This window comes from Paraburkholderia phymatum STM815 (assembly GCF_000020045.1).
Lineage (GTDB): Bacteria > Pseudomonadota > Gammaproteobacteria > Burkholderiales > Burkholderiaceae > Paraburkholderia > Paraburkholderia phymatum.
Genome location: NC_010622.1, coordinates 2,349,888 through 2,372,134, shown reverse-complemented (window position 1 = coordinate 2,372,134; position 22,247 = coordinate 2,349,888). Strand labels below are relative to the sequence as shown.

Annotated in this window: 23 protein-coding genes; 12 read left to right on the top strand and 11 right to left on the bottom strand. The window is 63.5% G+C overall.

All coding sequences use genetic code 11. From position 1 onward, the window contains the following. The first annotated feature begins 105 nt into the window (after positions 1–105). Positions 106–1,998, top strand: a complete 1,893-nt coding sequence (gene htpG, locus BPHY_RS10760) for a molecular chaperone HtpG (protein ID WP_012401497.1) — start codon at positions 106–108, stop codon at positions 1,996–1,998. A gap of 88 nt (positions 1,999–2,086) precedes the next feature. Here htpG and BPHY_RS10755 read toward each other — a convergent pair whose 3' ends face one another. Further along, positions 2,087–2,353: a hypothetical protein gene (locus BPHY_RS10755; protein ID WP_012401496.1), complete on the bottom strand. Its 267-nt coding sequence runs from the start codon at positions 2,351–2,353 to the stop codon at positions 2,087–2,089. Positions 2,354–2,531: 178 nt separating this feature from the next. On the opposite strand from BPHY_RS10755, the gene BPHY_RS10750 reads away from it, so the two are divergent. From BPHY_RS10750 to BPHY_RS10725, 6 genes are all read left to right on the top strand, one after another. Continuing rightward, positions 2,532–3,224 (top strand): chorismate--pyruvate lyase family protein, encoded by a 693-nt coding sequence (locus BPHY_RS10750; protein WP_012401495.1) that lies wholly within the window; start codon positions 2,532–2,534, stop codon positions 3,222–3,224. After that, positions 3,224–3,697, top strand: a complete 474-nt coding sequence (locus tag BPHY_RS10745; protein WP_012401494.1) for a DNA-deoxyinosine glycosylase — start codon at positions 3,224–3,226, stop codon at positions 3,695–3,697. Before BPHY_RS10750 ends, BPHY_RS10745 begins: the two co-directional genes overlap by 1 nt. Beyond that, a complete protein-coding gene (locus tag BPHY_RS10740; RefSeq protein ID WP_012401493.1) occupies positions 3,694–4,611 on the top strand; it encodes a class I SAM-dependent methyltransferase in 918 nt (305 codons plus the stop codon). The genes BPHY_RS10745 and BPHY_RS10740 overlap by 4 nt, the downstream gene beginning before the upstream one ends. Positions 4,612–4,989: 378 nt before the next feature. Further along, positions 4,990–5,214 carry a DUF3311 domain-containing protein gene (locus tag BPHY_RS10735; RefSeq protein WP_012401492.1) on the top strand — a complete coding sequence of 75 codons (225 nt, stop codon included), beginning with the start codon at positions 4,990–4,992 and terminating at the stop codon, positions 5,212–5,214. Then, the gene (gene mctP / locus BPHY_RS10730; protein ID WP_012401491.1) at positions 5,211–6,761 is read left to right on the top strand and encodes a monocarboxylate uptake permease MctP; all 1,551 of its coding nucleotides are present in this window, start codon (positions 5,211–5,213) and stop codon (positions 6,759–6,761) included. The genes BPHY_RS10735 and mctP overlap by 4 nt, the downstream gene beginning before the upstream one ends. Before the next feature lie 132 nt (positions 6,762–6,893). Beyond that, entirely contained in the window at positions 6,894–8,090 is a 1,197-nt protein-coding gene (locus BPHY_RS10725; protein ID WP_012401490.1) for an FUSC family protein, read from the top strand. A gap of 15 nt (positions 8,091–8,105) precedes the next feature. Here the strand turns inward: BPHY_RS10725 and BPHY_RS10720 are convergent, their stop codons facing one another. The 5 genes from BPHY_RS10720 to BPHY_RS10700 form a co-directional block, all read right to left on the bottom strand. Next, on the bottom strand, positions 8,106–8,540 hold the full coding sequence (locus BPHY_RS10720; RefSeq protein ID WP_012401489.1) for a VOC family protein: 435 nt from the start codon (positions 8,538–8,540) through the stop codon (positions 8,106–8,108). A gap of 190 nt (positions 8,541–8,730) precedes the next feature. Continuing rightward, entirely contained in the window at positions 8,731–9,684 is a 954-nt protein-coding gene (gene tal / locus BPHY_RS10715; protein ID WP_012401488.1) for a transaldolase, read from the bottom strand. Between the two features lie 249 nt (positions 9,685–9,933). Then, on the bottom strand, positions 9,934–11,145 hold the full coding sequence (locus BPHY_RS10710) for a benzoate/H(+) symporter BenE family transporter (RefSeq protein WP_012401487.1): 1,212 nt from the start codon (positions 11,143–11,145) through the stop codon (positions 9,934–9,936). 125 nt (positions 11,146–11,270) lie between these two features. Then, a complete protein-coding gene (locus BPHY_RS10705) occupies positions 11,271–12,446 on the bottom strand; it encodes a vWA domain-containing protein (RefSeq protein WP_012401486.1) in 1,176 nt (391 codons plus the stop codon). Between the two features lie 36 nt (positions 12,447–12,482). Further along, positions 12,483–13,325 carry an AAA family ATPase gene (locus BPHY_RS10700; RefSeq protein WP_012401485.1) on the bottom strand — a complete coding sequence of 281 codons (843 nt, stop codon included), beginning with the start codon at positions 13,323–13,325 and terminating at the stop codon, positions 12,483–12,485. A gap of 383 nt (positions 13,326–13,708) precedes the next feature. Between BPHY_RS10700 and BPHY_RS10695 the strand changes: the two genes are divergently transcribed. Beyond that, positions 13,709–14,089 (top strand): c-type cytochrome, encoded by a 381-nt coding sequence (locus tag BPHY_RS10695; protein WP_012401484.1) that lies wholly within the window; start codon positions 13,709–13,711, stop codon positions 14,087–14,089. A gap of 110 nt (positions 14,090–14,199) precedes the next feature. Then, a complete protein-coding gene (locus BPHY_RS10690; protein WP_012401483.1) occupies positions 14,200–14,583 on the top strand; it encodes a c-type cytochrome in 384 nt (127 codons plus the stop codon). Between the two features lie 108 nt (positions 14,584–14,691). Here the strand turns inward: BPHY_RS10690 and BPHY_RS10685 are convergent, their stop codons facing one another. The 3 genes from BPHY_RS10685 to rsxB all read right to left on the bottom strand — a co-directional run bounded on the left by BPHY_RS10685 (position 14,692) and on the right by rsxB (position 16,823). Then, a complete protein-coding gene (locus BPHY_RS10685) occupies positions 14,692–15,126 on the bottom strand; it encodes a DUF1841 family protein (RefSeq protein WP_041763542.1) in 435 nt (144 codons plus the stop codon). A gap of 167 nt (positions 15,127–15,293) precedes the next feature. Next, positions 15,294–15,938 carry an endonuclease III gene (nth, locus tag BPHY_RS10680; RefSeq protein ID WP_012401481.1) on the bottom strand — a complete coding sequence of 215 codons (645 nt, stop codon included), beginning with the start codon at positions 15,936–15,938 and terminating at the stop codon, positions 15,294–15,296. Between the two features lie 9 nt (positions 15,939–15,947). Beyond that, positions 15,948–16,823 carry an electron transport complex subunit RsxB gene (gene rsxB / locus BPHY_RS10675; protein WP_012401480.1) on the bottom strand — a complete coding sequence of 292 codons (876 nt, stop codon included), beginning with the start codon at positions 16,821–16,823 and terminating at the stop codon, positions 15,948–15,950. Between the two features lie 24 nt (positions 16,824–16,847). Between rsxB and BPHY_RS41695 the strand changes: the two genes are divergently transcribed. Next, positions 16,848–17,087, top strand: coding sequence for a hypothetical protein (locus BPHY_RS41695; protein WP_167538867.1), 240 nt, complete (start codon positions 16,848–16,850; stop codon positions 17,085–17,087). A gap of 114 nt (positions 17,088–17,201) precedes the next feature. Beyond that, positions 17,202–17,834: a TetR family transcriptional regulator gene (locus BPHY_RS10670; RefSeq protein WP_012401479.1), complete on the top strand. Its 633-nt coding sequence runs from the start codon at positions 17,202–17,204 to the stop codon at positions 17,832–17,834. Between the two features lie 143 nt (positions 17,835–17,977). Here BPHY_RS10670 and BPHY_RS10665 read toward each other — a convergent pair whose 3' ends face one another. Further along, positions 17,978–19,258, bottom strand: a complete 1,281-nt coding sequence (locus BPHY_RS10665) for a polyhydroxyalkanoate depolymerase (protein ID WP_012401478.1) — start codon at positions 19,256–19,258, stop codon at positions 17,978–17,980. A 220-nt stretch (positions 19,259–19,478) separates the two neighbouring features. Then, complete coding sequence (locus tag BPHY_RS10660) at positions 19,479–21,620, bottom strand: glycoside hydrolase family 15 protein (protein ID WP_244257567.1); 2,142 nt, start codon at positions 21,618–21,620, stop codon at positions 19,479–19,481. Positions 21,621–21,862: 242 nt separating this feature from the next. Here BPHY_RS10660 and BPHY_RS10655 point away from each other — a divergent pair, with 242 nt between their 5' ends. Continuing rightward, the gene (locus tag BPHY_RS10655; protein WP_012401476.1) at positions 21,863–22,108 is read left to right on the top strand and encodes a hypothetical protein; all 246 of its coding nucleotides are present in this window, start codon (positions 21,863–21,865) and stop codon (positions 22,106–22,108) included. Positions 22,109–22,247: the final 139 nt, after the last annotated feature.

Genomic DNA, 22,247 nt, shown 5'->3' with positions numbered 1-22,247 from the left:
GCGCGCCCCCATTTAACAGCGCATCGTCTGTAGCGCGCGCTGTCCGTACAGATGCATTCAGCCTCGTACCCCGAATCAACCTGCAATAGAAGAGGAACACTGACCATGGCACAAGAAACCATGAGCTTCCAGGCGGAAGTGAAACAGCTTCTGCATCTGATGATTCATTCGCTGTACAGCAACAAGGAAATCTTCCTGCGCGAACTGATTTCGAACGCATCGGACGCGGCCGACAAGCTGCGCTTCGAAGCGATCGAAAATAGCGCGCTGTATGAAAACGACCCGAACCTGCGCATTCGCGTGTCGTTCGACAAGAACGCCCGCACCATCACCATCGACGACAACGGCATCGGCATGAGCCGCGACGAGGCGGTCGCCAACCTCGGCACGATCGCGCGCTCCGGCACGAAGGAATTCTTCGGCAAGCTCTCCGGCGACCAGCAAAAAGACGCGGCGCTGATCGGCCAGTTCGGCGTCGGCTTCTACTCGGGCTTCATCGTCGCGGACAAGATCACGGTGGAGACGCGCCGGGCGGGCCTGCCCGCAGCGGAAGGCGTGCGCTGGGTGAGCGCGGGCGAGGGCGACTTCTCGGTTGAAACGATCGAGCGCGCGCAGCGTGGCACGACCATCACACTGCATCTGCGCGCCGACGAAGACGAACTGCTGTCCACCTACAAGCTCAAGTCGATCATCCAGAAGTATTCGGATCACGTCGCGCTGCCCATCCTGATGCAGAAGGAGGAGTGGGACGCGGAAAAGAGCGAGATGGTCGCGAAGGACGAAGACGAGACCGTCAACCAGGCGAGCGCGCTGTGGACGCGGGCGAAGAGCGACATCACGGATGAGCAGTACAAGCAGTTCTATCAACACCTGTCGCACGATCATCAGGATCCGCTGACGTGGACGCATAACCGCGTCGAAGGCCGCAGCGAGTACACGCAGCTGCTGTACGTGCCGGCACATGCGCCGTTCGACATGTGGAACCGCGATCATCGCGGCGGCCTGAAGCTGTACGTGAAGCGCGTCTTCATCATGGACGACGCCGAGCAATTGCTGCCCACGTATCTGCGCTTTGTGAAGGGCGTGGTCGATTCGGCGGATCTGCCGCTGAACGTGTCGCGCGAACTGCTTCAGGAAAGCCGCGACGTGAAGGCGATCCGCGAAGGCGTGACCAAGCGCGCGCTGTCGATGCTTGAAGAGCTGGCGAACACGGAAGAAGCCGAAGGCAAAGAAAAGTACGCGACCTTCTGGAAGGAATTCGGGCAGGTGCTGAAGGAGGGCATCGGCGAAGACTTCGCGAACAAGGAACGCATCGCCAAGCTCGCCCGTTTCGCGTCGACGCACAACGACTCGTCCGAACAGAACGTGTCGCTGGCGGACTACGTCGCGCGCATGAAGCCCGAGCAGTCGAAGATTTACTACGTCACGGCGGATACGTACCAGGCCGCGAAGAACAGCCCGCACCTCGAAGTGTTCCGCAAGAAGGGCGTCGAAGTGCTGCTGCTGACGGATCGCGTCGACGAATGGATGCTGTCGTTCCTGAACGAGTTCGACGGCAAGCCGCTGCAAAGCGTCGCGCGCGGCGACCTCGATCTGGGTCAGTTGAACGATGAAGAAAAACAGGCGCAGGAAAAGGTCAGCGAAGAACTGAAGCCGCTGGTCGAGCGCATGAAGGAAGCGCTCAAGGACAAGGCGAAGGACGTGCGCCTGACTTTCCGCCTGACGGACTCGCCGTCGTGTCTCGTCGCCGACGAGGGCGACATGAGCGGCTACCTGCAGCGCATGCTGAAGGCGGCCGGCCAGAACGCGCCGACCTTCCATCCGATTCTCGAAGTGAACCCGGAACACGCGCTGGTCAAGAGCCTCAGCACCGACAACGCGCATTTCGACGACTGGTGCCATCTGTTGTTCGACCAGGCGCTGCTCGCGGAAGGCGGCTCGCTGGAAGATCCGGCAAGCTTCGTGAAGCGGACCAATGCGCTGTTGCTGGCGCGCTGATGTGTTTGCGTCGATAACCCGTCCGGGATGGTAAAAATGCGCTGCTTCGGCAGCGCATTTTTTTGCCTGCTACGCCGGCCGCGCGAAGTCAGCGCACCGGCGATGCGTGTCCGTGCTGACGTACCTGCGCAAGCACCGAACCCGCCAGCTCTTTCGCTTCCGCACACGCGTGACGATCCGCGAGCACATGCGCGGCGAGCTTGCCGATCGCGACGCTCGTCTGTTTGCGGCTGTGATGCTGCGCGAGCGCCGAACCCGCGAGTTCCTTTTCGGTTGTCGACGCGCTGGCGCGTCGTAGCACGATGGCGGCGAGATGTGCGATGCGGTCCGAGGTTGATTTGTCGTTGGCGATCAATGGAGGCTCCTGGCGGTGGTTGAAGAGTCGAGCGTCGTGCGCTCGCGCTCCATGTTCGCCGGTTGCCCTGGACGCCGGATGCGGACATGCCTGAAACACACAGCCGACAGTTCCGCAAAAGTCCGCGGCCCATCCGCGCGAAAGGCCCGCGTTTTCCGCGCCCCCTATAATGCGGACCATGCCTATCCGTTTCGATGCTGCCGACGCGCACTGGCGCGTCGCGCCCCTTCCAGGTTTCTCGCCCGATCAGAAAGACTGGCTCACGCGCGGCGGTTCGCTGACGGCGCATTTGCGTACGCTCGGCGCCGTCGCGGTGCGCGTGACGCGTGAGGCCGTCGACTTGCCGTTCAACGACGAATATGCCGCGCTCGGCAGCGCGCCGCGCACGCCCGTGTGGGTGCGCGAAGTGGTGTTGTCGGTGGGCGGCAGGCCGTACGTCGCCGCGCACAGCATCGTGCCGCTCGCGGCAAGCACGGGCGTCTGGCAGGCGATGCGGCGCTTGCGCACGCGGCCGCTCGCCGAACTGCTGTACAGCGATAGCAGCGTGTCGCGCTCGTCGCTAGTGAGCCGTCGCGTAACGGCGCGGCATCCGTTGTACGGGATCGCTTCGCGCGACATGGAGGATGCGCAGCCCCACGCACTGTTCGCGCGACGCTCGGTGTTCGAGCGCTACGGCGAGCCGTTGATGGTGACGGAAGTCATGCTGCCCGCGTTGTGGACCCATCTCGCGACGCGCCATGACGAGCGTGAGCGTGTCCAGCATCCGTTGCCGCGCGATCATGGTCAGGCACTCGGTCACACGGCATCGCGCGCCGATGTCAACGCGCGGCGCGACGCGAAGGGCACCGGCAAACAAGGAGACGCACGCTGATGCTGCGCGGCTTTCCACCCGTCGTAGCCGAGAGCACGCATACGCTGATACTCGGCAGCTTTCCCGGCGAAGCGTCGCTCACGGCGACGCAGTACTACGCGCATCCGCGCAACCAGTTCTGGCGCCTGCTTGGTGCAGTGATCGGCGAGCCGCTGCCCGAACTCGATTACCCGACGCGCCTCGAGCGCGTGCTGAGGCACGGCCTCGGCGTGTGGGACGTTCTGGCGGCGTGCACGCGCGAGGGCAGCCTCGACGCCGCGATCCGCAATGCGACGCCGAACGATTTCGCGTCGTTTCGCGAATACGCGCCGCTGCTGAAGAAAGTCTGCTTTAACGGCAAGACGGCGGGGCGCTTTGCGCCAATCATCGCTGCGGCAGGCTACCAGACCCTGGTCCTGCCGTCCTCCAGCCCCGCCAATGCTATCCTCTCGTTCGACCAAAAATTGCGCCTGTGGCGCGACATCCTTACATGACGAAACTGATCAAGCGCGCTTCCGCCGAGGCGCGTGCTTTCCGCAGCGATCCCACCTCAGCCTCCAAGCAGACCATCTCGCGCGCGAAAACCCGCGCTGCCCGCGACGAAGATGATGTCAGCGTCGCCGCCAGGGCGTCGCTGATCGAAGCGCCGCGCAAGCCGCGTTTCGCGCCTGTCACGTTCTCGGAAGAGGGCGGCGTGCGCTATCTGCATTTCGGCACGGAATGGGTGCAAGGCGCGATGCGTCTGTCGAAGCCCGATCACATCGAACTCGAATACGCACAGCAGATGATGGCATGGCTGCTGTTCCTCGAAACGCCGAAGCGCATCGTGCAACTCGGCCTCGGCACCGGCTCGCTGACGAAGTTCGCGCACCGCTTCCTGAAGCGCGCACAGGTCGAAGCGGTCGAACTGAATCCCGCCGTGGTGATCGCCGCGCGCACGATGTTCAGTCTGCCCGCCGACGACGCACGCCTCACCGTGCGCGAAACCGACGCCTGGGAGTTCGTGAACGACCGCGCGAATCACGGCACCGTCGGCGCGTTGCAGATCGATCTCTACGATGCGACCGCGCGCGGCCCGGTGCTCGACAGCGTCGCGTTCTATCGCGCGGCGCGTGCGTGTCTGACGCAAGCGGGCGTCGTCACCGTCAACCTGTTCGGCGATCATCCCAGCTTCGTGCGAAACATGAAGCGATTGAACGAAGCGTTCGACGGACGCGTCGTCGCGCTGCCCGAAGTGCACGACGGCAATCGCATCGCGATCGCATTCTCGGGCCCCGCCATCGACGTGCCTTTCGCGCGGTTGCTGGAGCGCGCGAAGCTGATCGAGGCGCAGCTCAAATTGCCCGCGCGCAAGTGGATCAAGGGCCTGCAGGAATCGACGGGCCACACGGGCACGTTCGCGATCTGACGCGCATCGGCTTGTCGCGCTTCACAGCGCGCGCGTCATTCCAGTCAGCCCCGCGCGGGTGCAATGCCAGTGCGCCCGCGCAACCGCCATGCCCGGTTCGCCCGGGCGGCGACCCTTCCCACTCTTCCAATCAGCCGGCATCGCGACGCGCTTTTCAACGCAACAGCGGACGCGTCCGCACGCGTGTCCGGTCTCACAATGTGCGACGTTTCGCCTATTGACAACACCGTTGCGTCTAGGGTCAGCCCTGCTTGACCGGTTGTTCGCCCCTCCGATACTCTTTCGATGCTTTCGGGGCGCCCACGCTGCTATCCGCAGCGGGGTCCATGAGCCCGCCAGCCGCGGGACACAATTCAATAAAAGGAAAGAGGAGACGTCATGGCTCACGACGCCGCCGCCAACAAGGCCAGCAAGCACTGGCTATGGCTGTTGCTGCTACCCTGGATCGCGATGATCTGGGTGCCGTCCTACAACAAGGTCGAACCGCAGCTGTTCGATTTCCCGTTCTTCTACTGGTATCAGCTCCTGTGGGTGCTGATCAGCGCGGTGATCACGGCGCTCGTGTACTTCAAGACGAAGACCCCGAAGGGAGGCGCACGATGAACGCCACCGCAACCTTCGTCTTCGTTCTGTTCTTCATCGGCGTCACGATTCTCGGCTTCATCGCCGCGCACTGGCGTCGCGGCGATCTCGCGCATCTGGAAGAGTGGGGCCTCGGCGGCCGGCGCTTCGGCACGGTCGTCACCTGGTTCCTGCTGGGCGGCGACCTGTACACCGCCTACACCTTCGTCGCAGTCCCGGCGCTCGTGTTCGGCGCGGGCGCGACCGGCTTCTTCGCACTGCCCTATACGATCCTGATCTATCCGTTCGCGTTCGTCGTGTTTCCGAAGCTGTGGAGCATCGCGAAACGCCAGGGCTACGTGACCTCCGCCGACTTCGTCAGCGCACGCTACGGCAGCCGCATGCTCGCGCTCGCCATCGCCGTGACGGGTATCGTCGCGACGATGCCGTACATCGCGTTGCAACTGGTCGGTATCGAAGTGGTGATCGGCGCGCTCGGTTTCGACACGAAGGGGTTCGTCGGCGACCTGCCGCTCATCATCGCGTTCGCGATTCTGGCCGCGTACACGTACACCTCCGGTCTGCGCGCGCCCGCCATGATTGCCGTCGTGAAGGACGTGCTGATCTACATCACGATCGCCGCCGCGATCATCGTGATTCCGCCGCAATTGGGCGGCTTCGGCCACATCTTCGGCGCGGTTCCGCCCGCCAAGCTGCTGCTCAAGGCACCGGACGTCGCGAGCCTGAACGGCTATAGCGCCTACGCGACGCTCGCGGTGGGATCGGCGCTCGCGCTGTTCCTGTATCCGCATTCGGTGACGGCGATCCTGTCGTCGTCGTCGGGCAACACGATCCGCCGCAACATGGCGATGCTGCCCGCCTACTCGCTGGTGCTCGGTCTGCTCGCGCTGCTCGGCTTCATGGCGCTCGCAGCGGGCGTGAAGGACATGCCGGAGTTCGCGCCGTATTTCAAGGCCTTCGGTCCCAACTTCGCGGTCCCGGCGCTGTTTCTGCACTTCTTCCCGTCGTGGTTCGTCGGCGTCGCGTTCGCGGCGATCGGCATCGGCGCGCTGGTGCCCGCGGCGATCATGTCGATTGCAGCCGCCAATCTGTACACGCGCAACATCCACAAGGAGTTCGTGAACCGCAACATGACGCACGAGCAGGAGACGAACATTGCCAAACTCGTGTCGCTGATCGTGAAGGTTGGCGCCGTCGCGTTCATTCTCGGTTTGCCGCTGACATATGCGATCCAGTTGCAGCTGCTCGGCGGCATCTGGATCATCCAGACGCTGCCCGCAATCGTGCTCGGCCTCTACACGCGCGTGCTCGACTATCGCGGGCTGCTGCTCGGCTGGGCGGTGGGCATCGCCGTCGGCACGTGGATGGCGATCTCGCTGAAACTGGCGGGCTCGATCTATACGATTCACATCGGCGGCCTTGCCATTCCGGGTTACGCGGCTGTCTGGTCGCTGATCGTCAACCTCGTGGTGTCGGTCGTGGCCAGCCTGCTGGTGCGTGCATTCGGCATGAAGCACGCCGAAGACCGCACGCGTCCGGAAGACTACCTGGATGTGCATGAAGCCTGATCGCGCGGCCTGATTCGCCCGTCGCACACGAAGCCCGCAGCGGATGCTGCGGGCTTTTTCGTTTATGCTCCGGTGGTGTCTGTGTCTGCATGCTCGCTCGCGCATGTGCGCCGAACCCACGTGGGGTCCCCGATGACTCTCGCCGATCCGCCACCCAATCCGCCACGCGAGCGCCTTCCGGGCGCGCCGCCGGAGACGAAGGACGCCGTCACTGCACGTCTCGCGTCGCGCCGCACGCGCATCGGCCGCCTGGTGCGCGCCGTGACGTCCCCGTATTACCGCTATCGCCACGCGAAGTTTTTCCACAGCCTGCGCGTGGGCCTCGCGATGCTCGTGTCGATTCTCGCGACCACGGGCATCGACATTCCGCACGGCATCTGGTCGTCGGTCACGCTGCTGGTGGTGATCGGCGGCTTGCAGCATCACGGCAACATCCGCAAGAAGGCGGCCGAGCGCGCCGCGGGCACGCTGCTCGGCGCCGCGCTCGGTCTCGCGCTGATCCTGCAGCAGAACCTGTTCAATTCGCTGACGGTGACCTATGTGCTGATGTCGGTGATCGCGGCGATCTGCGCATGGTTTGCGATCGGCAGCGCCGGCTACGTCGCGCTGTTGACGGCCATCACGATGTGCATCGTCGCGGGACACGGCGACAACATGATCGACACGGGCCTGTGGCGCACGCTGAACGTGCTGATCGGCATCGTGATCGCGCTGGCGTTTTCGTTCGCGCTGCCGCTGCACGCGACCTATTCGTGGCGCTATCTGCTTGCCGACAATCTGCGCGAATGCGCGCGCACCTATACGCGGATGATGACGGGCGTGCCGATAGGCGCAGACGAGCAGGTTGCCGCGTTCATCCGCATGGGCAAGCGGCTCGTGCAGCTGCGTTCGCTGATGCCGTCGGTCGCGAAGGAAATCGATCTGCCCATCGCGAAGCTCGACGATATCCAGCGCCTGCATCGTTCGATGCTGAGCGCGCTCGAAATGCTGTCGACGGGTACGCTCGCGCATGCGCAACGATGCGATGCATTCGCGCAGCGCTGCGGGGACGAGACGGGACCGGTCCGCATGACGCTGCTCGGCGCTGCGCGTGCGTTGCGCTTCGCGGGCACCACGCATTTCCGTATGCCGGATGCGGCGGCGTCACCGGTGTCCCTGGCTTGTCAACCAACGGCGACACAGGACAAAGAAACGGCGCCTGAACTGCAGGGGCCGTTGTGGCTCGCGCAGCGCTTCGCAGAGCAGGTGGAGCGCATGCGCGCACTGCTGGCGGCCACGGAGGCGAACTGGAACATCGAAGGCGGCGGGCGCGCAGCGGCGGCGCGCTAACCGCGAATGGCCACGTCAGCTCGGGTGTTTGTCGCCGTCATGCGGATTGGTGATCATCCACATCACGCCGAATCTGTCGACGACCATGCCGAAGCCCGTGCTCCAGAAGGTGGGCTGCCACGGCATCACGACGTTGCCGCCATCGGCCATCGCGTTGAAGGTGGTTTCGCCCTGCGACGGATCGTCGACGGTGATCGACAGGCCATAGCCCGTGTGCGTGCCCGGCGTTTCGTCGCAATTGCCGTCCGACGCCATCAGTTCCGTCGAACCGATGCGAAACGTGCAATGCATGATCTTGTTTTCGGTGCCCGGACGGATGGGTTGCTGCGGATTCGGCGGTGCGTCCTTGAAGCGCATCTGGAAGATCACTTCGGCGCCAAGCTTGTCGCCGTAGAACTTCAGCGCTTCCTCGCAACGGCCATTGAAGAAAAGGTAGGGTTGGACTTGCATCGATGTCTCCTTCGTTGACGCGCCGTTCGATGCGAAACCGAACGCACGCGTGCCAACGATTGTAGTCGTCGCTGCCGCGTCGAATGTGAAACTGTGTTGACGGTGGTAGAGCACAGACCCTGCGCCAACAAAAAGCGCGCGCGGCTTTGCGGGCCACGCGCGCTTGACACGACGAATGGAATGAAGCGGCCTAGCGCAGCGCTTCGATCACCTTTTCGAGCTTGATCGCATCGGCGGCGAACACGCGGATGCCTTCGGAGAGCTTCTCGGTCGCCATCGCGTCGTCGTTGACGAGGAAGCGGAATGACGCTTCGTCCGTCGGCACGCGCTCGATATCGGCGTTCCTGCTCGCTTCAGGCGACAGCTTGCGCTCAATCCTGTCGTTGCTGTCGTGCAGCTTCTGCAGCAGGTCGGGGCTGATCGTGAGCAGATCGCAGCCTGCCAGTTCGAGAATCTGGCTGGTCGTACGGAAGCTCGCGCCCATCACTTCCGTCGGATAGCCGAACTTCTTGTAGTACGCATAGATGCGGCGCACCGACTGCACGCCCGGATCGTTCGCGCCGCCGTCGCGCGCTTCGTCCCAGTTGCTGCCCGCGTTCTTCTTGTACCAGTCGTAGATGCGGCCGACGAACGGCGAGATTAGCTGCGCGCCCGCTTCAGCGGCGGCGACGGCTTGCGCCAGCGAGAACAGCAGGGTCATGTTGCACTTGATGCCGTCCTTCTGCAGCACTTCGGCGGCGCGGATGCCTTCCCACGTCGACGCCAGCTTGATCAGCACGCGCTCGCGGCCGATGCCTTGCGCGTCATACATCTTGATGAGTTCGTGGGCCTTGTCGATCGATGCCTTCGTGTCGAACGACAGGCGGGCGTCGACTTCCGTCGACACGCGGCCCGGGACGATCTTCAGGATTTCCGTGCCGAAGGCGATCAGCAGGTTGTCGATGATCGAGCCGACGGGCTTCGATGCGTGATCGCGCACGGTCTTTTCGAGCAGCGGCTTGTATTCGTCCTTCTGCACGGCCTTCAGGACCAGCGACGGATTCGTCGTCGCGTCCTGCGGCTTGTACTGCGCGAGTTGCTGGAAGTCGCCGGTGTCCGCGACGACCGTGGTGTATTGCTTGAGTTGATCGAGTGCAGTAGTCATGTCGAGCCTTCGCTTCGAGGCGCACGCGCGCCGAGGTCGAGGAAATGATGACGCGGCGCGAGGCCGCGGTGAGCCGCATAGGCGGCCGGGTGCTCACGTCATCTGCGGTGTCCACGTTGCAACAGGAAATCTTACCGTGGAACGCCGCCCGATACTTCTATTCTATGGCGGATCGGATGATGCTGGTTTGACAGGGGCGCTTCGACAGGGACGCATCAGGCGGCAACGGCTTCCGGGAGTTGCCTGGCATTATCCGCGCCGCGCGTTCAGCACGGCATGCGTGACCAGGCCGGCGACGAGTCCCCAGAACGCCGGGCCGATGGACAGCAGGGTGAGTCCCGACGCCGTTACCATGAACGTGACGAGCGCCGCTTCGCGCTGACGTGCGTCCTGCATCGCGTTCGTGAGGCCGCTCATGATCGAGCCGAACAGCGCGAGCGCCGCAACCGACACCACCAGCGCCTTCGGCAGCGAGCCGAACAGCGCGGCAATTGTCGCGCCGAAAATGCCCGCGATCAGGTAGAACAGGCCGCACCAGACGGCGGCCATATAGCGCTTCGTGCGGTCCTCATGAGCTTCGCGGCCCGTGCAGATGGCGGCCGTGATTGCCGCCAGATTCACGCCGTGCGAGCCGAACGGCGCGAGCAGCAGCGAGGCGATGCCCGTCGTGGCGAGCAGCGGCGCAGACGGTGTGGGGTAGCCGTCCGCGCGCAGCACGGCGATGCCGGGTACGTTCTGCGACGCCGTCGCCACCACGAACAGCGGGATGCCGATGCTGATGGCCGCCGACAGCGAGAAAGCGGGCACCGTCAGCATGGGCACGGCGAACGCCACGTGAAAGCGGCTGAAATCGAGCAATCCAAGCGCGCCAGCAACGGCCGTGCCGACGGCGAGCGTCGCAACGATCGCGTAACGCGATGCGAAACGCTTGATGACGAGATACGTGAAGAACATCGCCAGCACGAGCGCCGTCTGAACTTGCGCGGCGCGAAAGATCTCGATGCCGATCTCGAACAGAATGCCCGCCAGCAGCGCTGCAGCGATGCCCGCCGGGATCCGCTTCATCAGCGTGTCGAACCAGCCGGTGAGCCCGACCAGCGTCAGCAGCAGCGCGCACACGACGAACGCGCCGACGGCTTCCGGATATGCGACATGCGGCAGCGACGACACGAGCAGCGCCGCGCCCGGCGTCGACCATGCGACGACGATGGGGGCGCGAAAGCGCAGCGACAGGCCGATCGTGCACAGCGCCATGCTGATCGACAGCGCCCAGATCCACGACGAAATCTGCGCGTCGGTGAGATGCGCGGCGCGGCCGGCCTGAAACATCAGCACGAGCGAACTGGTGTAGCCGGTCATCATCGCGACGAAGCCGGCGACGATGGCCGACAGCGAGGTATCGGTGAACGGTCGTAGCGGCGCGCGCATCGCGCTCGCGTATTCGGGGGTGGATGAGGTCATGCTGTGTGTCTCGGTGTGGCGCGCTAGTGTCGTCAGGTGGCGTGCACGACGGACGTGCACCGGGCGGCGTCCGGCCGCGGCGCGAACGGCGCCGCGCTCATGCCGAAGGCGAAAAGCCCGGGATTTTACTTGCTTAGCATGCGCATCGCCGTTTCGAGGCCGGCGAGCGTGAGTGGATACATCCGGTGGCCCAGCACTTCACGGATGACCGACACTGACTGCCGGTATTCCCACAAGCCTTCCGGCTCGGGGTTCAACCACACATGATGCGGGAAATGATCGGCGATACGCCGCAGCCAGACGGCGCCCGCTTCGGCGTTGTTGTATTCGACCGAACCGCCCGGCTGCAGCACTTCATACGGGCTCATTGTCGCGTCGCCGACGAAAATCAGCTTGTAGTCAGGCGTGAACTTGTGGAGCATGTCCCACGTCGCCAGCCGTTCGACGTGCCGGCGGCGGTTGTTCTTCCACAGGAAGTCGTAGACGCAGTTGTGGAAGTAGTAGAACTCGAGGTGCTTGAATTCCGCCTTTGCCGCCGAGAACAGCTCTTCGGTACGCTTGATGTGGTCGTCCATCGATCCTCCGACGTCGAGCAGCATCAGCACTTTCACGTTGTTGTGCCGCTCGGGCACCATCTTGAGGTCGAGCCAGCCTGCGTTCGCGGCCGTGCTGCGGATCGTGTCGGGCAGATCGAGTTCTTCGGCAGCACCTTCGCGTGCGAAGCGGCGCAGCCGGCGCAACGCGACCTTGATGTTGCGCGTACCGATCTCGACCTGATCGTCGTAATCGCGATACGCGCGCTGATCCCACACCTTCACGGCCGTCCGGTTGCCCGACGTGTCGCCGCCGATGCGAATGCCTTCCGGGTTGTAGCCGCCGTTGCCGAACGGCGACGTGCCACCTGTGCCGATCCACTTGCTGCCGCCTTCATGACGGCCTTTCTGCTCGTCGAACAGTTCTTTCAGGCGCTCCATCAGCTTGTCGAGGCCGCCCATCTTCTCGATCTGCGCTTTTTCTTCGGCGCTCAGATCGCGTTGCAGCTTTTTCTTGAGCCAGTCGAGCGGCACGTCGAGCGCAAGCTCTGCCTTGAGCGCGACGCCGTTGAAATACGCGCCGAACGCCTGATCGAACTTGTCGAAATACTGTTCGTCCTTCACGAGCGTCATGCGCGCGAGGTAGTAGAAGTCGTCCAGCGACGGCTGGATCACGCTTTCCTTCAACGCTTCGAGCAGCGTCAGATATTCCTTCACGGAGACGGGCAGCTTCGCCGCCCGCAGCGTGTAGAAAAAGTCGATCAGCATGCCGTTGTCTCCGGATTGCGTGTGCTTCGCCGCCGTTCAGCGGTTATTGCGGTTCATGAACACGAGTCGCTCGAACAGGCTCACGTCCTGTTCGTTCTTCAGCAGCGCGCCGTGCAGCGGCGGCACGATCTGCTTCTGGTCCTTCGAGCGCAGCGCTTCGGGCGGGATGTCCTCCGCGAGCAGCAGCTTGAGCCAGTCGAGCAGTTCGGACGTGGATGGTTTCTTCTTCAAACCCGACACGTTGCGCAGCTCGAAGAAGCTCTCCATCGCGGCGCGCAGCAGGTCCTGCCTGATGCCGGGGTAGTGCACCTCGACGATCTGCTGCATGGTCGATGGATCGGGGAACTTGATGTAATGGAAAAAGCAGCGGCGCAGGAATGCGTCGGGCAGTTCCTTCTCGTTGTTCGACGTGATGATGACGAGCGGCCGATGCTTTGCCTTCACGAGTTCGCGCGTTTCGTACACGTAGAACTCCATGCGGTCGAGTTCGCGCAGCAGGTCGTTCGGGAACTCAATGTCGGCCTTGTCGATTTCGTCGATCAGCAGCACCGACTGCTGCTCCGACTCGAACGCCTGCCACAGCACGCCTTTGACGATGTAGTTGCGAATGTCTTTCACGCGCTCCTCACCAAGCTGGGAGTCGCGCAGGCGGGACACGGCATCGTACTCGTACAGGCCCTGCTGAGCCTTCGTGGTCGATTTGATATGCCACTGCAACAGCGGCATGTCGAGGGCCGCCGCGACTTCCTCTGCGAGCATCGTCTTGCCCGTGCCCGGCTCGCCCTTGATGAGGAGCGGCCGCCTGAGCGTCATCGCGGCATTGACCGCGAGCTTGAGGTCGTCGGTGGCGACGTATTGCGATGAGCCTTCGAAACGCATGACTGGACGCCCGTTCGGGAAAAATTCCAGTATAAGTCAGAAGCCCTGTTGTGCTCCCACGGGCTCGCGTAAGGTGTCAGCCGCGCCGGATGGTGCGCGTGGCGCGTGCAAGAGACGGATTTGCACATGCGGCAATCTGCCGCGCCACAGCCGGCGCCGGATGTGGCGGCCACGAGCCGGCTTGCATGCCGCGCGTTGTTGCACGTTATCGCACGGCGCTTTGCGGCAAGGGGCGCCGGCTCCCGTCCGGTGGACGCCCGGCGCGGCGTCGCGGTACAATTGGGCCGATTTTTTTGGCCTGCGTGGCAACCCCGACAAGTACAACGGAGCAGGCCGTTGCCTTTTTGGGCGCCCGTTCCTCCTCAAGCCAGGTTAAAAGAGCTATGAACAGATTCGTCGGCAAACATGTCGTGATCGCAGCGATGTCGGTGCTCGCGGGCTTTGCGGCAACTTCGGCGGCAACCGTGCAGGCAGCGGACATCGCGGGCAACGCCAAGGCAGGCCAGGGCAAGGTCGCGATGTGTATCGGCTGTCACGGTATTCCAGACTATCGTACGGCCTATCCCGAGGTTTACCGGGTGCCGATGCTGGGCGGCCAGAATCAGACCTACCTCGAAAACGCGCTGCACGCCTACAAAAAGGGCGACCGCCATTTCGACACGATGCATGCGGTCGCCGTGTCGCTGTCCGACCAGGACATCGCCGACATCGCCGCATACTACTCGGCGCAAACGTCCTCTTCGAAGAACAATCCCGACAAGTGATCGACGTCGCGTGACGGAGCTCACGTGCTGAATCACTTCGCGGCCGCAATCAGTTTGCATGGGACGGCGGCAGGCGCCGAAGCGCCGGCTCCCGTCGACAAGGAGAATCCATGAAGAAGCATCCCCACGCACTTCATACGGTGGTCAAGGCTGCATGCGCGACGTTCGCGCTGGCCGGTTTTGTCGTCGCATCGAACGCGCACGCGGCGGATGCCGGCAACGGCAAGGTGCTCTCCGAGAGCCACAATTGCGCGGCCTGCCACGGCCCGAACCTGAACAAGCCCGTCAGCCCCGAATATCCGAAGCTCGCCGGCCAGCATGCCGACTATGTCTACTGGGCGTTGCGCCAATATCAGATGGGCACGGGCAATCCGCACCTCGGCCGCAACAACGCGATCATGCAGGCGCAGGTGCAGAGCCTGTCTCAAAGCGACATGAAGGATCTGGCCGCGTATATCGAATCGCTGAATGGCGATCTGGTGCAGAAGAAATAGCCTCCGGCACGGCCAGCCACACCGGCTCATGCATCGACACAAACACCCCGCACATGCGGGGTGTTTGTTTTCGGGAGACGGATGCGGGTGTGGCGGGCGTTCGTCGCGTCAGTCGCGTGATGCGCGTCGCTCGATACGCTGCAGATAGGCGTCCGTGTCGGGCGGCGTATTCGTGCGCTGCGCTTCCCAGATCGTTTCGCCAAGGCACTCCATGATCGCGTGCTGCGCGTCGTGCGTGGAGCCGAGCCGTGCGGCGAGCCGGTCGTGCGCACCGCGGATGCCGGGCGGCTGGTCGATCGACAGTTGCTCGCTGATCGCGAGGTGCATCGACAGATGCAGGAACGGGTTGGTCTGGCCGCGCTCGGGCGAGTAGTCCTGTGCAGAAGCCGCCTCGGGATCCGCGAGTTCGGCGTGGTACTCGGGGTGCTCGACGATCCAGTCGGCGGCGATCGCTTCGAGCGGCGTCAGGATTTCACCCGCGCGCTGCTTGCGCCAGGTGTCGGTGAAAAAACGGCGGACTTCGTCGCGGCTGGGATTGAACATCGATGGCGTTCGGGCAGTAAAGGCGAGTGGGGCGGTGTTGATGGCGCGGCAGGTGCCAGTCAAATTCTGGCGGCGTGCGCAATATCGGTTCATTTTACGCCCCGGCTCGATCGCACGCAGGCGGACGGCGCGGCCGCGCGAACCCGACGAAACGCCGCGCAGCGTGCTTAAAGATCCGGCGGCGGCGTCTTCGGCTTGAACTCGCACAACGGCTCGATCACGCAATGCCAGCATTCCGGCCGGCGCGCCTTGCACACATAGCGTCCGTGCAGGATTAACCAGTGATGCGCGTCTTGCAGGAACTCGGCGGGCGTGAATTTTTCCAGCGCCACTTCGACGGCGCGCACGTCCTTGCCGGGCGCAAGGCCCGTTCGATTCGCAACCCGAAAGATGTGCGTATCGACCGCGATGGTCGGCTGTCCGAACGCCGTGTTCAACACGACGTTCGCCGTCTTGCGACCGACACCGGGCAGGCTTTCGAGCGCCTCGCGATCGGCGGGCACTTCGCCCGCGTACTGGTCGAGCAGAATGCGGCACGTCGCGATCACGTTCTTCGCCTTCGTGCGATACAACCCGATCGTCTTGATGTAGTCGGCAACGCCCTCCTCGCCGAGGTCGAACACCTTCTGCGGCGTGTTCGCGACAGGGAACATCCGGCGCATCGCCTTGTTCACGGAGACGTCCGTTGCTTGCGCCGACAACATCACGGCGATCAGCAACTCGAACGGCGTTGTGTATTCCAGTTCCGTCTTCGGATGGGGATTCAGGCTTTGGAGCGTCTCGTAGATCGCACGTCGTTTGGTCGCGTTCATGCGGTGCAGTCAGGGCTTGTCGGATTGATTGTCGTTCTGCTTGGACGTTGAGTCGGAAATGTCTGTGGCAATGCCTAGACGGCGACGGCGCGCTTCGACTTCATCGATCTGTGCCTGCATGTCTGCACTGATGTTGGTCGTGTTCTTCGGTCCCAGGCCTTGCGCCGCGTTGTCTTCCTTTTTCTTGCGCGCGCGTTCGAGCGCGGCCTGGATGATCGCGCGTTTTTTCGCTTCCGCGTCGTTGACGGGAGCGGCAGCCGCTTGCGTCGATGGTTCCACCGGGGCCACGTTACCGGCCGGCGCTGCCGAACCCGCTGAACTTCGAGCCGCCGTCGACGATGCGCGCCGCGCGGCCGCGCGTGCCTCCGCGGCCTCGCGTTCCGCTGCAAGACGCGCGCGGCGAGCATCGTGACGCTCGCGTGCCGCGTTCGCCTGCGACTGGGTCCACGCGTCCCAGCCCGTCTTGTCGCCCGTCACCGGGATCATTGCGATGCAGTCGACGGGGCAGGGCGGCACGCACAGGTCGCAACCTGTGCAGAGCTCGGCGACGATCGTGTGCATCTGTTTCGGCGCACCGACGATGGCGTCGACGGGACAGGCCTGCATGCAGAGCGTGCAGCCGATGCACAGGTTTTCGTCGATGAACGCGACGGGCCTCGGGCGCTCGACGCCGTTCTCGGGATTGAGGGGTATCACGGGCTTGCCGAGCAGCTTCGCGAGGCGCGCGACGCCCTCGGCTCCGCCCGGCGGGCACTGGTTGTAGCTGGCCTCGCCTTGCGCGATGGCCTCGGCGTAAGCGCGGCAGTCAGGGTAGCCGCACTTCGTGCATTGTGTCTGCGGCAGCAGATCTTCGATGAGATCCGCGAATGTTTTGGGCTCTGTCACGGTCGGGACGTGGGGGACTTGCTGTTGCCGTCGATCGCCGCGGCGAATGTCGGCGGTTCAATGGATGCGGTTTCAACTGCACTGCTGGCATTGTGCGAAGCGCTCGCAGAGGGTGCGCAGACCGCGTCGGGGCGCCGGGCTGCCAGAGCCGCTGTCGAGGCAGCGCAGCAGGCGCGTTCGGCAATCGGTCAAATGCGTATTATCGCCGATTTCCCCAGTTGTTATTACCGAGGCATGTGCCATAATCGAAGCGCTTTTTTGTAAGACCGCAGGAAGGTGTTCCCACCAACCAGCCCGCGCAGTGCCGCCGTTGCAAGGCCATGCAATTGGACGGCGAGCGATCCGGATTAACGCGGCTCACGAAGCGCACATGCCACCATGAATCAGCCGAAAATCAAAAGAGATCCTGAAGGCACCCGTCGCCGCATTTTGCTTGCGGCAGCCGAGGAGTTTGCGAATGGTGGGTTGTTCGGCGCACGCGTCGACCAGATTGCCCGCCGCGCGGAGACCAATGAACGTATGCTCTACTACTACTTCGGTAGTAAAGAGCAGCTCTTCACTGCAGTCCTCGAACACGCGTTCAGCGCGCTCACGGAAGCCGAGCGCACGCTCGACCTCGCGGGCGTCGCGCCTGTCGAGGCCGTCACGCGGCTCGCGCACTTCGTATGGGACTACTATCGCGACCACCCCGAATTGCTGAGACTCGTGAATAACGAGAATCTGCACGAGGCGCGCTATATGCAGAAATCCACGCGCATTCGCGAAATGATCTCGCCGATCGTTGCCACGCTGGGCTCGATTCTCGAGCGCGGGCAGCGCGCAGGACTGTTCCGCGCGAACGTCGATCCGCTGCGCTTTTACGTGACGCTGTCGGGGATGGGCTACTACATCGTGTCGAATCGCTTCACGCTTGAAGCGACGCTCGGCCGCGACTTCAGCGCGGCCGCGGAACGTAGCGAAGTGATTCAGATGAACACGGAAATCTTGCTCGCTTATCTGATGCGCCGCTAAACGCAAGCACACCCGTAACGCTTCAATGAAAAACGGCCTCGTAGGAGGCCGTTTTTTGCATTCATCAGTCTTCATGTCGGGCGGATGCAGGCGCAACCTCTCGCGTCGCCTGCCGAACACGCGTTGCGTGCCGATCCCGCCCCTTACGCTTCGACGCGTTCTTCCGCCTTGCGCGTTGCCTTCTGCGTGTGCTCGAGAATGAAGTCGCGCAGTTGCGGATAGATGATTGTGCGCCAGCGGCGGCCCGAGAAAATACCGTAGTGCCCGCACTTCTCGGCAGTGAAGTGACGACGATCTTGCTCTGGAATGCCCGTGCACAGCTCATGGGCGGCGCGCGTCTGGCCGCTGCCGGAAATGTCGTCGAGTTCGCCTTCGATCGTGAAGAGCGCGGTCTTCCTGATGTCCTGCGGGCGCACGGGCTGGCCGTTCACTTCCCACGTGCCTTCGGCGAGGCTGAATTCCTGGAACACGATGCGGATGGTCTGCAGATAGTACTCGGCAGCCATGTCGAGCACCGCGTTGTATTCGTCGTAGAAGCGGCGATGTGCTTCCGCATCTTCTTCGTCGCCGCGCAGCATGCTCTGGTAGAAGTCCCAGTGCGACGCTGCATGACGCTCCGGATTCATCGCGACAAAGCCCGTGTGCTGCAAAAAGCCCGGATACACCTTGCGGCCGAAGCCCGGATAGTTCGACGGCACGTTGTAGATCACGTTGTTCTCGAACCATTCGATCGAGTGCTGCGTCGCCAGCGAATTGACGGCCGTCGGGCTCTTACGCGCGTCGATCGGGCCGCCCATCATCGTCATGGTGCGCGGCGTGTCTTCACCGCGGCTCGCCATCAGCGAAATGGCGGCGAGCACGGGCACCGTCGGCTGGCAGACCGAGATCACGTGCAGATTCTTCGCACCGATGTGGCGGATGAATTCCTGGATGTAAGCGATGTAATCGTCGAGGTCGAATGGGCCGTCTTCGATCGGCACCATACGGGCGTCGATCCAGTCGGTGATGTACACCTTGTGATCCTGCAGCAGCGTGCGCACGGTGTCGCGCAGCAGCGTGGAATGGTGGCCCGACAGCGGCGCGCAGACCAGCACCACGGGCTCTTCCTTGAGTTGGGTGACAGCGTCGCTGTCGTCCGAATAGCGCTTGAAGCGCAGCAGGCGGCAGAACGGTTTTTCGACAATCGTCTGCTCGACGATGGGGATGTTGCGGCCGTCCTTGACGATCTGATGCAGGTTGAACTCGGGTTTCTCGTAGTCCTTGCCGAGACGGTAGAGCAGTTCGTAGCCGGCGGAGAGGCGTGTCGCGCCTGGCACATAGGCGAACGGACTGGCCGGATTCGCAAACGATTTCGAGGCGGCCTGAGCCCAGGCGGTGAGCGGGCTCAAAAGCGCCCGCTGGAATTCGTGGAATTGATAGAGCATGGGTGCTCCAGCGTTAGCGGTTCGCGCAGGGGCAGCGTGTTTGACGCGCAGCGACGAGGCGGGCCGTTTTCTGGTTACGTGTGGATGGTTGGTGATGGATTATCGGCCGACTGGTTCGGTTGATGATATAGAAGCCATACAATTTGTGCAATGCAACAACAGTGCGTTGCCGCACGCACCGGCTGTCATAGCTACGTCATCGTCAATTCGCCCGTTTTCTTTAGACAACGGGTGACGATTGACTCTGAGCATCTGACATGCCAGCCGGCGGCGGGCCGCCTTCTCCGCTCTCGCCGTCGTGGGGCGGCTGACCGGCGGCGCGCGCCATTTCCTGCTCGTGTTTCATCAGGTTGAGTCCCGTGTGAACGAGGGCCACATGGGAAAACCCCTGTGGAAAATTGCCGACAAACCGGCCGTCGGCGGGATCGTATTCCTCGGCGAGCAGGCCGACGTCGTTCGCCAGCGACAGCAACCGCTCGTACATGGCCCGCGCCTCGTCGACGCGCCCCTGCAACGCGAGATTGTCGACCATCCAGAAACTGCATGCGAGAAACGTCCCTTCGCCGGGCGGCAGCCCATCGTCGAATTCGGTCGTGTGGTAGCGCAGCACGAAGCCGTCGCGCATCAGATGTTTTTCGATCGCGTGGACGGTGCCGACGACGCGCGGATCTGAAGGCGGCAAAAAGCCGAGCAGCGGCATCAGCAGCACGCTCGCATCGAGTTCGTTGCCGCCATACGTCTGCGTGAACGCGTTGAGCCGCGTATTCCAGCTTTTCTCGCAGACGTCGGCATGGATTTGCGCGCGTATTTCCTGCCAGTGTTCGAGCGGCCCGGGCAGGTCGAACGCTTGCGCCGATTTGATCGCGCGATCGAACGCGACCCACGCCATCACCTTCGAGAACGTGAAGTGCTGTCGGCCGCCTCGCGTTTCCCAGATACCTTCGTCGCGTTCCTGCCAGATCGTTTCGAGGTGACCAAGCATCGCGCACTGCACGTTCCACGCGGTCTCGTCAGCCTGCAAGCCGCCGACGCGCGCGAGATGCAGCGCATTCATCACTTCGCCGTATACGTCGAGTTGCAACTGGCCGACCGCGTTGTTGCCGACCCGCACGGGCTTCGAGTCTTCGTAGCCCGGCAGCCAGTCGAGTTCGAACTCGGGCAGCCGACGCTCGCCCGCGAGCCCGTACATGATCTGCAACTGTTCAGGCGAGCCCGCCATCACGCGACCCAGCCACGCACGCCACGCACGCGCTTCGTCGTAGTAGCCGCCGCGCATCATCGCGAGCAGCGTGATGGTGGCGTCGCGCAGCCACACGTAGCGATAATCCCAGTTGCGCGCGCCGCCGAGCTTTTCAGGCAGAGACGTGGTCGGCGCGGCGACGATGCCGCCCGTCGGCTCATACGCGAGTGCCTTCAGTGTCAGCAGCGAGCGGCGTATAGCGGGCGCGTATTTCCCCTCTACGGTGCCGCGCGCCGCCCATTCGAGCCAGTGATTCTCGGTACGCGCCAGCGCACTGTGCGGATCGCGCGCGGGCGGAATGCGCAGGTGCGATTGGGAATACGTGAGCGAGAAGGGCACACGTTCGCCTTCCGATACGGTGAACTCGGCGACCGTCTTCATGTTCTCGCCATGCAGGTCGACGGGTGTACGCAGCGCGACCGTGTCCGGGCCGGCGATCGCCTTGATGCCGCTTTCGTGCGCGAGCCGGCTGACCCACGGAATGGAGAAGCCGTAGTCGAAGCGCAGCACGAGTTCCATGCGCATCTTCACGGTGCCGCGCTTGCCGACGACGATGCGGATCATTTCCGACCAGCCGTTGCCGGGGGGCATGAAGTCGACCAGTGTAACGGCGCCGTCGGGCGTTTCGAAGTCGGTCTCGAGGATCAGCGTTTCGCCGCGATAGCGACGGCGCGTCGCGCGTGCGTAGCCGGGCTTGAGGTTAGGCGCTTTTCTCTTGTCGTCATCGTGAGCATCGCGCTTTGCCTCGGCGGCCGCGGCGTTTGCGCGTGCGGCGGCACGCGAGACGGGCGGACCGTCGGCCTGGCGTGGGACCGGTTTATCGTTCGATACCGTACGTCCGCTTTCGGATGTTTTCGTTTCTCCTTGCGTCTCGTCGTGAAAACGCGTCCGGTCATGGCCGGATTCGTCGGCGCAGGGCAGGTCTGCCGAGTCTTCGCATTCGGTATCGTCGGAGGGCGCGATCAGCCAGCGGCCGTTCTCCTCGGTTCCGAGCAGTGCGGCAAAGCACGCGCCGGAGTCGAAACGGGGCCAGCACAGCCAGTCGACGGAACCATCGCGGGAAACCAGCGCGGCCGTGTGGCCGTCGCCGATGAGTGCATAGTCTTCGATCAATGCGGGCATGTTAAGGCGGTCGGTCGACGTGTAATAAGTGCGCTTGCGCACGGCGGGAACGGTGCGTGAGCGTCGTTGTTACCGGGCTCCAGCGCGACGCGGGAAAGCCGCACGCTCATGAGCGTTCGAGGTATTGGCAATACCGTTTTTGGATGCTTACAATCGGTTTGGACGTGACCTCCGATGAATCGCAGCCCACCGGCGCCCGGTGTTGCCGCACGCAGACACGGCGTCGTTTTCGAGGATAAGCCATGCTGAACCCGTCGAAATCCGACTGCATCACGATTCTCTCCGCCGCGAGTCAGTTGCCTGACGACTCGCTCCTTCCACTCGACTTCCGCACGCTCGGCCTCTCGCGCAACGGGATGGAAACGGCCGCAGCCTTTCTGATCGAGCGCGCCTGCTTCAAGCGCTATAGCGAAGCCGACGGTCATTATGCCGTTGGCGGCTTGTCCTTGCAGGGGCGTTGGCGCCTCGAGCAACTCTCGAACGGCTGACGCGCGCACGCGTCGGTCCGGCATTCGGAACGGCGGCGCGCCGCGGCGGGCCAGCGCATGCACGTGGGTCGCGAGAAGCGGCCCGCGTGAATGCGTGCGCCTGCGCGCGATGCAATCCGAGGTGTCGTCGATCAGGCCG